Source organism: Mesorhizobium sp. P3_A9 (assembly GCF_056402975.1).
The window spans coordinates 1-9,183 of record NZ_JBFUGJ010000246.1 but is presented as its reverse complement, the minus strand read 5'-3'; the positions used below and the strand labels follow the sequence as shown (position 1 = coordinate 9,183).

At 62.5% G+C, this 9,183-nt stretch carries 9 protein-coding genes; 6 read left to right on the top strand and 3 right to left on the bottom strand.

The features are described from left to right. Positions 1–334: hypothetical protein (locus AC1DX0_RS25545; protein ID WP_477219800.1), on the bottom strand; the 334-nt coding region annotated here is incomplete at its 3' end. A gap of 3 nt (positions 335–337) precedes the next feature. Between AC1DX0_RS25545 and AC1DX0_RS25540 the strand changes: the two genes are divergently transcribed. Together AC1DX0_RS25540 and AC1DX0_RS25535 are read left to right on the top strand one after the other, a co-directional pair. Further along, entirely contained in the window at positions 338–1,198 is an 861-nt protein-coding gene (locus AC1DX0_RS25540; RefSeq protein ID WP_477357266.1) for a TIGR01459 family HAD-type hydrolase, read from the top strand. Positions 1,199–1,204: 6 nt separating this feature from the next. Then, positions 1,205–2,185, top strand: a complete 981-nt coding sequence (locus AC1DX0_RS25535; protein ID WP_477357264.1) for a bifunctional riboflavin kinase/FAD synthetase — start codon at positions 1,205–1,207, stop codon at positions 2,183–2,185. 1 nt (position 2,186) lies between these two features. Here AC1DX0_RS25535 and AC1DX0_RS25530 read toward each other — a convergent pair whose 3' ends face one another. Beyond that, positions 2,187–2,741, bottom strand: coding sequence for an HdeD family acid-resistance protein (locus tag AC1DX0_RS25530; RefSeq protein WP_477219198.1), 555 nt, complete (start codon positions 2,739–2,741; stop codon positions 2,187–2,189). A 136-nt stretch (positions 2,742–2,877) separates the two neighbouring features. Between AC1DX0_RS25530 and AC1DX0_RS25525 the strand changes: the two genes are divergently transcribed. The 3 genes from AC1DX0_RS25525 (at position 2,878) to AC1DX0_RS25515 (ending at position 5,610) form a co-directional block, all read left to right on the top strand. Beyond that, positions 2,878–4,434: an acid phosphatase gene (locus AC1DX0_RS25525; RefSeq protein WP_477219197.1), complete on the top strand. Its 1,557-nt coding sequence runs from the start codon at positions 2,878–2,880 to the stop codon at positions 4,432–4,434. Between the two features lie 23 nt (positions 4,435–4,457). Continuing rightward, the gene (locus tag AC1DX0_RS25520) at positions 4,458–4,670 is read left to right on the top strand and encodes a hypothetical protein (RefSeq protein WP_477219196.1); all 213 of its coding nucleotides are present in this window, start codon (positions 4,458–4,460) and stop codon (positions 4,668–4,670) included. 130 nt (positions 4,671–4,800) lie between these two features. Further along, entirely contained in the window at positions 4,801–5,610 is an 810-nt protein-coding gene (locus AC1DX0_RS25515; protein WP_477357262.1) for a MipA/OmpV family protein, read from the top strand. Here AC1DX0_RS25515 and AC1DX0_RS25510 read toward each other — a convergent pair. Then, complete coding sequence (locus AC1DX0_RS25510; protein ID WP_477219194.1) at positions 5,586–5,795, bottom strand: hypothetical protein; 210 nt, start codon at positions 5,793–5,795, stop codon at positions 5,586–5,588. The genes AC1DX0_RS25515 and AC1DX0_RS25510 overlap by 25 nt on opposite strands. Before the next feature lie 43 nt (positions 5,796–5,838). On the opposite strand from AC1DX0_RS25510, the gene ileS reads away from it, so the two are divergent. Next, positions 5,839–8,802: an isoleucine--tRNA ligase gene (gene ileS, locus AC1DX0_RS25505; protein ID WP_477357260.1), complete on the top strand. Its 2,964-nt coding sequence runs from the start codon at positions 5,839–5,841 to the stop codon at positions 8,800–8,802. Positions 8,803–9,183: the final 381 nt, after the last annotated feature.

Genomic DNA, 9,183 nt, shown 5'->3' with positions numbered 1-9,183 from the left:
AGCTGACGATGCGCAGGTTGGACAGTTCGTTGCCGATCGCCTTGAAATCGTCGGACAGCGTTGCTCCGGTTGAATTCCAGAACAGTTTCAGCGGTTTGCTGGGATCGGTTGGATCCTTGCTGAAGCGGGAATCCGAAGAGCAGGCCTTCAGCGCATCCATCTGTGTTTTTTCCGCCGTCTTGGATGGAGCCGCCACTTCACGCGCGTTAACCAAACACTGCCCAGTCACGGCTTTTGGCGAAAGCTGGTGACAGCATGGACTGGTTCGGATAATTCGAACCGGCTGCGGCGAACCGTCGGCCGCAGCACTCGCAACGCCCAAAGTGAAGGACACGGCATGGCGGATTCGCCTGAAATCGTCGGCTCGCTCGAAGACGTCTCGAAGACCTATTCGGCAATTCTTTGCGATGTCTGGGGCGTGGTGCACAATGGCGAATGGCATTTTCCGGCGGCCGCGGCGGCGCTGGCCAAGGCAAGGGCAGCCGGTATTCCCGTTGTCCTCATCACCAATTCGCCCCGCCGCAGCGCCGATGTCGTCGCTCAAATGAGCGCAATCGGCGTTCCTCCGTCAACCTACGACCGTGTGGTGACCTCGGGTGACGTGACCCGTGACCTGATCGCGGAAGGCCCGCGAAAGGTCTTCCACATTGGCGCAGAGCGCGATCTGACCCTCTATGACGGTCTCGATGTCGAACTYGTCGAGGAATTCGAGGCMWCCGGCGTCGTCTGCACCGGGTTTTTCAACGACGAGGTCGAGAAGCCTGAGGATTATGCGGACCTTTTGCGCCGATTGCGGGCCAGGAACCTGCCGTTCATCTGCGCCAATCCCGATATCATGGTGGAGCGCGGCGAACGCACCATCTGGTGCGCCGGCGCCCTGGCGCGCGACTATGCCCAGCTCGGCGGCCGCACGCTGATCGCCGGAAAGCCCTACGCGCCTGTCTATGATGTCGCGATGAAGGAGGTGGCGGAGGTCCTTGGTCGGCCGGTAGAGCGTTCTCAGGTGTTGGCCATCGGCGATGGCGTCATGACCGATGTGAAGGGCGCGGCCGACAATGGTTTCGACGTTCTCTATGTCTCTGGCGGCATTCATGCCCGCGACTATGGCGACCCGTTGCGGCCGGATCCGGCAAGGCTCGGGCTCTTCCTGGAACGGCACGGCTATCGTCCGGTGGCCGTCATGGTCAGACTGCAGTAGGTGTCAATGGCAGCCTTCCAGCATCTCTCGGCAACCGCGCCGCTGCCCGCTGATCTGCGTGGCGGTGTTGTCGCGATCGGCAATTTCGATGGCGTCCACCGTGGTCATCAGGCGGTGCTCGAACGGGCGTTGGCCGAGGCTGTGCGGCGTGACGTGCCGGCCCTGGTGCTGAGCTTCGAACCGCACCCGCGAAAGGTCTTCAGGCCCGAYATGCCGYTGTTCGTGCTGACGCCGCCGCMGATGAAGGCGCGGCTCTTGTCTTTGCTGGGCTTTGCCGCGCTCGTCGAGCAGCCGTTTACGCGCGACTTCGCCTCGCTGTCGGCGGAAGCTTTCGTCACCGATGTGCTGGAGAGGACACTCGGCATTACCCACGCCATAACCGGTTTCGATTTCCATTTCGGCAAGGACCGCCAGGGCGGGCCGGCCTATCTGATGGCTGCCGGCGAACGCCATGGCTTCGGCGTCACGCTTGTCGACGCTTTTCGCGACGAGGGCGCCGAGGTGGTTTCGTCAAGCCGGATCCGGGCTCTGCTCTGCGATGGCGAGGTGGCCGAGGCCGCCGGTCTGCTCGGCTATCGCTTCACGGTGGAAAGCGAGGTCGTCGGCGGCCAGCAGCTTGGACGAACGCTCGGCTTTCCCACAGCGAATATGAGGCTTCCCGCGGAAGCCACCCTCAAGGAGGGCATCTATGCCGTTCGCTTTCGGCGCGCCGACGGCACGCTGCATGATGGCGTCGCCTCCTTCGGCCGCCGCCCGACCGTCGACGACAATGGCGCACCGTTGCTGGAAACCTTCGTCTTCGATTTTTCCGGCGATCTCTATGGCGAGACCTGCGAGGTCTCGTTCTTCGGCTTCCTGCGCAGCGAGATCAAATTCGACGGGCTCGATGCGCTGGTCATGCAGATGAAGCGCGACGAAGAAGAGGCGCGGGCGCTGCTTGCCGGCGTCCAGCCGCTCTCCGACCTAGACGCTGCCGTCGCGTTTTGAGCTACTTTTTCAGTGCCAGGCCGACGGCGATAAAGGTCCAGCCCTGGAAGATCAGGTCGATCGCCAGGAACATCCCGAGCACCCACAGGCTGTTGACCGGCCAACCCATGGCGATGATCAGGCCAGCAATCACGCTGATGACGCCCGCCGCGACGATCCAGCCCCAGCCGCGTTCCGGACGGTGACTGTAGCCGACCCAGGCCCGCAGCGCGCCGGAGGCGACGAGCGCAACGGCCAGCAGGAAGGTCAGCGCCGCCGAGGCCAGCAGCGGATTGTCGAAAGCGAAAAATCCGGCGACCGCATAAAGCAATCCGCTGAGCAGCCAGTAGAAGAAGCGGCTCCAGGTCTTGACGCCGAAAGCATGCATAATCTCGATGATGCCGGCCACCAGCATCAGCCAGCCGACGACATAGACGGAAGCCACCGTGGCGATGAACAGATTGCCGAAGGCAATGCCGCCGAGGATCAGCAGCAACACGCCCAGACCGACAAACCATCCCCACTTTGCTCGCGTCTGGCCGATCGCGTTCTTCAATGCATCGCCGTGCAAGGTCATGATCCATCTCCCTCCACATCTGGCCGCGCATCCTGCGGTTGAAGGAAGGTAATCCCAATGGCACTACCCGTCCAGCGCGGTGGCTATTGCAAAGGCGCGTCGAAGCTGGTGTCATCCCCCTTTGCACCAGGGAGGTATGACAATGCAGCGATCCCATCGGCTCGCCCTGTTTTCCTCAACTCTCGCCCTGCTCGCTGCCACCGCAGCTTTCGCATTCGCAGCGCAGCCCGGCGATCCGCCGGATGGCATCACCAAGATAGAAACGGTGGTCGTCATCTTCGCCGAGAACCGCGCCTTCGACAATCTCTATGGCCATTTTCCCGGTGCCGAAGGCATCGACAAAGCCAGCCAGGAAAGCCTACAGCAGCGCGACCGTGACGGCTCGGTGCTGTCCGAACTGCCGCCGGTGTGGGACGGGCTGACCGCCAAGGGCGTCACGCCGCCGGTGACGCAGGCGATGACCGAGCACCTTCCAAACGCGCCGTTCACCGTGAACGACGCGAAGGGCTTCAACGTGCCGCTCGGCGTCACAACGCGCGATCTCTGGCATCGCTACTACCAGAACCAGATGCAGATCAACGGCGGCAAGAACGACATGTTCGTTGCCTGGGCCGATTCAGGTGCCATGCCGATGAGCAATTGGGACGCTTCCAAGACCGACATGTGGTCGGTCGCGCAGAAATACGTGCTGGCCGATCATTTCTTCATGGGTGGGTTCGGCGGCTCGTTTTTCAACCACCAATGGCTGATCTGCGCTTGCGCACCTTACTACGCCGATGCCGACAAGAGCCCGGCCAAACCGTCGATTTCGGTGACGGATGATAGCGGCACAGCGCTGAAGATCGCCGACAATTCGCCGAAATCGGCGCGCGACGGCATTCCGAAATTTGTCTCCGATGGCAATCTGACGCCGGACTTCCACGCGGTGAACACGATGCAGCCGCCTTACCAACCGAGCGGCACCGATCCGGCGCCTGGCGGCGATCCGCTCCTTGCGGATCCGGCCAAGCCCACCACGCTGCCGCCCCAGACGGAGCCGACTATCGGCGACATGCTTAGCCTCAAGCACATCACCTGGGCATGGTATTCGGGCGCCTGGCAGTACACGCTCGACCACGGCAACAACTCGCCGATTCCGAATTTCCAGTACCACCACCAACCGTTTAACTATTATGCCAATTACGCGCCGGGCACCGCTGCCAGGCGCGAACATTTGCGCGACGGCGGGCTGGGCGGCGTTAGCTTCATCCAGGCGATCGACGACGGCGCCCTGCCACAGGTCTCCTTCTACAAGCCACAGGGTAATCTCAACGAGCATTCCGGCTATGCCGACATCGAGGCCGGAGATCGCCATATCGCCGACGTCGTCGCCCATCTGGAGAAAAGCCCGCAATGGCCGCATATGCTGGTCGTCGTCACCTATGACGAGAATGGCGGCATCTGGGATCACGTCGCTCCGCCCAAGGGCGACCGCTGGGGGCCGGGCACACGCATCCCCGCCATCATCGTTTCGCCCTTCGCCAAGCACGGCTATGTCGATCAGACGCCCTATGACACGACTTCGATCCTGCGCTTCATCACCGAGCGCTTCGAACTGCCGGTGCTGCACGGCATCGTGGTTCGCGACAGGGCCGTCGCCGCGCACGGCGAACCGCCACTCGGCGATCTTACCGCCGGGCTCGATCTCAATTGAAGGCCCGTGTCCGCAGGAAAACGATGAACGTTGACAGGATCGTCGCCCTTGTCACCGCTGCCGGCATCGAGCTTATTGACCGCCGCCGCAACGCCAAGGGCGACGGCTGGTCGCTAAGCTTTGCCAACGGTGCAACGGTGGAGGTGGGTGACGACGGATCGGCGCGCATTGCCGGCAAGGGCAGCAAGACCGTGAGAGGGCTGCTGGACTTGCCGACCGCGCCGCGCCGCGCCTGATCCGGCGCGGCCGGACACTAGGTTGGCCGACGCAACTGTGACGGATGTTAAGTCAAATTTTACCGAACTGGCGTCATGGCTTGAGCGATGCCGGGTGTTCGTTCCGGCGTGTTTCGCGTAAGGGGTATCGATGCGTATTGTCCGAGCGATTCCGCTGCTTCTGACTGCCTCCTTGTTGGGCGCCTCCGCGGCCGAGGCCGGTGACGGCGCTTTCGGCTGGCTGTCCGGCGACTGGTATCTGACGGTCGGCGCCACCGGCCTTGTGGCGCCGAATTTCGAGGGCGGCAAGAAATACATGCTCAGCGCCCAGCCCATCATCTCCTTGGGCAAGGCCGGTCCCCAGGCCCGCTTCACCTCGCGTAACGACAACATTTCGCTGGCGCTGGTCGATGATGGCGGCGTCCGCGCCGGCCTGACCGGCAAGTTCCTGTTCTCGCGCGATGACAGCAATGCCGACGAACTCAAGGGCCTCGATCCGGTCCGCTGGGGTGGCGAAGTCGGCGGCTTCTTCGAATTCTATCCGACGGACTGGCTACGCGCGCGTGCCGAATTGCGGCATGGCATTCGTGCCCATAATGGCTTTGTCGCCGATATCGCCGCCGACGCCTTCTAYGACGTGACGCCAAMYGTCAGGATTTCGGGTGGCCCACGCGTGTCTTTCGCCTCGGCCAACTATTTCGTTGCCTATTATGGCGTCAATGCACAGGAAGCCGTGGCCTCGGGYCTCAGCCAATACMATCCCGGTGGCGGCCTGAAATCCGTCGGCCTYGGCGGCGCGRTRACCTGGAAGGTGACCGATCCGATGACCGCCAGYCTGTTCGGCGAATATTCSCGCCTCGWGGGTCCGGCAGCCGATTCCAGCCTGGTCAGGGAGCGCGGCGACCGCAACCAGTTCACTGTCGGTGTGTCGACCACCTACCGTTTCGACTTCACGATGTGAGCGATTCGACGCTTTATTCCTGCCGCCGCATCGGCTAAAAGCCCGGTGATGACGCACTTTATCGGCGCTTTCGCGATTGCGATACGAATTATGAGCCCGGTGTTCCGGGCGGCCTGAGCGCCGCCGGAGCCGCCGGGAATGTTGCGCGCGGCCTCTCGCGCTTTTTCCAAATCATGATAGTTCAACGCCCGAGCTCCTTTGCCGCCGGGCAATGCACATGGCAGACCAATGACCGATACCGCTGAAACGATCGACTATTCCAAGACGCTTTACCTGCCGCAGACGGATTTCCCGATGCGCGCCGGCTTGCCCGAGAAGGAGCCGGTGCTGGTCAAGCGCTGGCAGGACATGGACCTCTACCGCAAGCTGCGCGAGAGTGCCGCCGGCCGCACGAAATACGTGCTGCATGATGGCCCGCCCTACGCAAACGGCAACATCCATATCGGCCATGCGCTGAACAAGATCCTCAAGGATGTCATCACCCGCTCGTTCCAGATGCGCGGCTATGATTCCAACTACGTGCCCGGCTGGGACTGCCACGGCCTGCCGATCGAATGGAAGATCGAGGAGCAGTACCGCGCCAAGGGCAAGAACAAGGACGAAGTGCCGGTCAACGAATTCCGCAAGGAATGCCGTGACTTCGCCGCGCACTGGATCTCGGTGCAGGGCGGTGAGTTCCAGCGGCTCGGCGTCGTTGGCGACTTCAAGAACCCCTATACGACGATGGCCTTCCATGCCGAGTCGCGCATCGCCGGCGAATTGCTGAAATTCGCCATGTCGGGCCAGCTCTATCGCGGCTCGAAGCCGGTGATGTGGAGCGTCGTCGAGCGCACAGCGCTGGCCGAGGCCGAGATCGAGTATCAGGATTACGAGTCGGATACGATCTGGGTAAAATTTCCCGTCGCCAGCCTGGTCCGCCCGATCGATGACGGTGAGGCCAAACTGACGGAGGGCGCTCTCGATCTGCTGCAGGCGCATGTCGTCATCTGGACGACGACTCCGTGGACGATCCCTGGCAACCGCGCCGTCAACTATTCGCCGCGCATCAGCTATGGCCTCTACGAGGTTACGGCTGCCGAGAATGCCTTTGGCCCGCAGCCGGGCGAAAAACTGATCTTCGCCGATGCATTGGCTGAGGATTCTTCGGCCAAGGCCAAGGTGACCTTGAATCGCCTTCGCAGTGTTTCAGCGCAAGAGCTTGGAAGCCTTACGCTTTCGCACCCCTTCAAGGGCCTCGGCGGCGGCTATGAGTTTCCGGTGCCGATGCTCGCCGGCGACCACGTCACCGATGACGCGGGTACCGGTTTCGTCCATACGGCTCCCGGCCATGGCCGCGAGGACTTTGATGCCTGGATGGATGCGGGGGCGGATCTGCGCGCGCGCGGTATCGATGCGGCCATTCCCTTCACTGTCGACGATGCCGGCTTTCTGACCAAGGATGCACCGGGCTTTGGCCCGGACCGTGAGGGTGGAGCCGCGCGCGTCATCGATGACAACGGCAAGAAGGGCAACGCCAACCAGGCSGTYATCGACGAGYTGATCAAGCGCAACGCSYTGTTCGCGCGYGGCCGSCTGAAGCATTCYTATCCGCATTCSTGGCGMTCGAAGAAGCCGRTCATCTTCCGCAACACGCCGCAATGGTTCGTCTACATGGACAAGGACCTCGGCGACGGCACGACGCTGCGCAGCCGTGCGTTGAAGGCCATCGACGACACGCGCTTCGTGCCGGCTGCCGGTCAGAACCGCATTCGCGCGATGATCGAGGAACGCCCCGACTGGGTGCTGTCGCGCCAGCGCGCCTGGGGTGTGCCGATCGCCATCTTCGCCGACGAGGACGGCAACGTGCTGAAGGACGAGGCGGTCAACCAGCGCATCATGGACGCTTTCGAGGAAGAGGGGGCCGATGCCTGGTTCGCCGCCGGCGCCAAGGAGCGTTTCCTCGGCAATCACGATGCCTCCAAGTGGAAGCAGGTGATGGACATCCTCGACGTCTGGTTCGATTCGGGCTCGACGCATGTCTTCACGCTCGAAGACCGTCCGGATCTGAAGTGGCCGGCCGACGTCTATCTGGAAGGCTCGGACCAGCATCGCGGCTGGTTCCACTCCTCGCTGCTCGAAAGCTGCGGCACCAGGGGCAGGGCGCCTTACGACACCGTCGTCACCCATGGTTTCACCATGGACGAGGACGGGCGCAAGATGTCGAAGTCGCTCGGCAACACCGTCGTGCCGCAGGACGTCATCAAGCAGTCCGGCGCCGACATCCTGCGGCTGTGGGTGGTGACGACGGACTATTGGGAAGACCAGCGGCTCGGCAAGAACGTGCTGCAGACCAACATCGACGCCTACCGCAAGCTGCGCAACACCATCCGCTGGATGCTGGGCACGCTCGCCCATGACGATGGCGAGGAGGTGCCGCTGGAAGCGATGCCGGAGCTGGAACGGTTGATGCTGCATCGGCTGGCTGAACTGAACGAAGTCGTGCGCTCTGGCTACGATGCCTTCGAGTTCAAGCGCGTCACCCGCACGCTTCTTGACTTCATGGTCGTCGAGCTGTCGGCCTTCTATTTCGACATCCGCAAGGACGCGCTCTACTGCGACGCGCCGTCGAGCCTGAAGCGCAAGGCCTCGGTGCAGGTGGTGCGCCATCTCTTCGAGTGCCTGGTGAAATGGCTGGCGCCAATGCTGCCCTTCACCATGGAAGAGGCCTGGCTCGACCGGCATCCCGATGCGGTGTCGGTGCATCTCGACCAGTTCCCGGAAATCCCGGCGGACTGGAAGAATGAGGCGCTGGCGGAGAAATGGCGCAAGGTGCGGCAGGTKCGCCGYGTCGTCACCGGCGCGCTCGAGATCGCTCGTGCCCAGAAGGTGATCGGCTCCTCGCTGGAGGCGGTGCCGGTCGTCACCATCAACGACGCAGCGCTCGAAGCGGCGATATCGGACGTCGACATGGCCGAGATGGCGATCACCAGCGATCTCGTCATTGCCCATGGCCAGGCGCCGGGATCAGCCTTCACCCTCGACGACGTCAAGGGCGTCGCCGTGGTGGTCGAGAAGGCCGAGGACCGCGGCCTGGTCAAATGCGCGCGTTCCTGGCGCTACACGGCCGATGTCGGGCAGGATCTCGCGTTTCCCGATGTTTCGGCGCGCGATGCCGCCGTGCTGCACGAACTAAAGGCGCTCGGCCGGCTTTAGGTGCATGTCGCCCAAAAGTGTGCTGCGGTTTTGGGAAAACGACATGCACCCTATCAATAGTGCATGTCGCCCAAAAGTGTGCTGCGGTTTTGGGAAAACGACATGCACCCTATCAATAGTGCATGTCGCCCAAAAGTGTGCCGCGGTTTTGGGAAAACGATATGCACCGGAAATAGTGCACAAATGCCACGCCGGGCGGTGCAAATCCGCCCGTGCGTTGCCCTTAACGAGTGGTTGAGGTAAACACGCGAAACTCCGGAAGACAAATTGTCGCCGGATTTCCGTCGCAAGTGCTTGGATGATGGGGACCGGACCTTGGGCCGGTGGCGATCGAGAGGCTGTCTAGAGTGGGACTTTTTGGCATGACCGAGAGATATAATG

Excerpts from the sequence above, each read along its gene's own strand:
- AC1DX0_RS25530 (WP_477219198.1), bottom strand. The coding sequence starts at position 2,741 with ATGACCTTGCACGGCGATGCATTGAAGAACGCGATCGGCCAGACGCGA.
- AC1DX0_RS25525 (WP_477219197.1), top strand. The coding sequence starts at position 2,878 with ATGACAATGCAGCGATCCCATCGGCTCGCCCTGTTTTCCTCAACTCTC.
- AC1DX0_RS25520 (WP_477219196.1), top strand. The coding sequence starts at position 4,458 with ATGAACGTTGACAGGATCGTCGCCCTTGTCACCGCTGCCGGCATCGAG.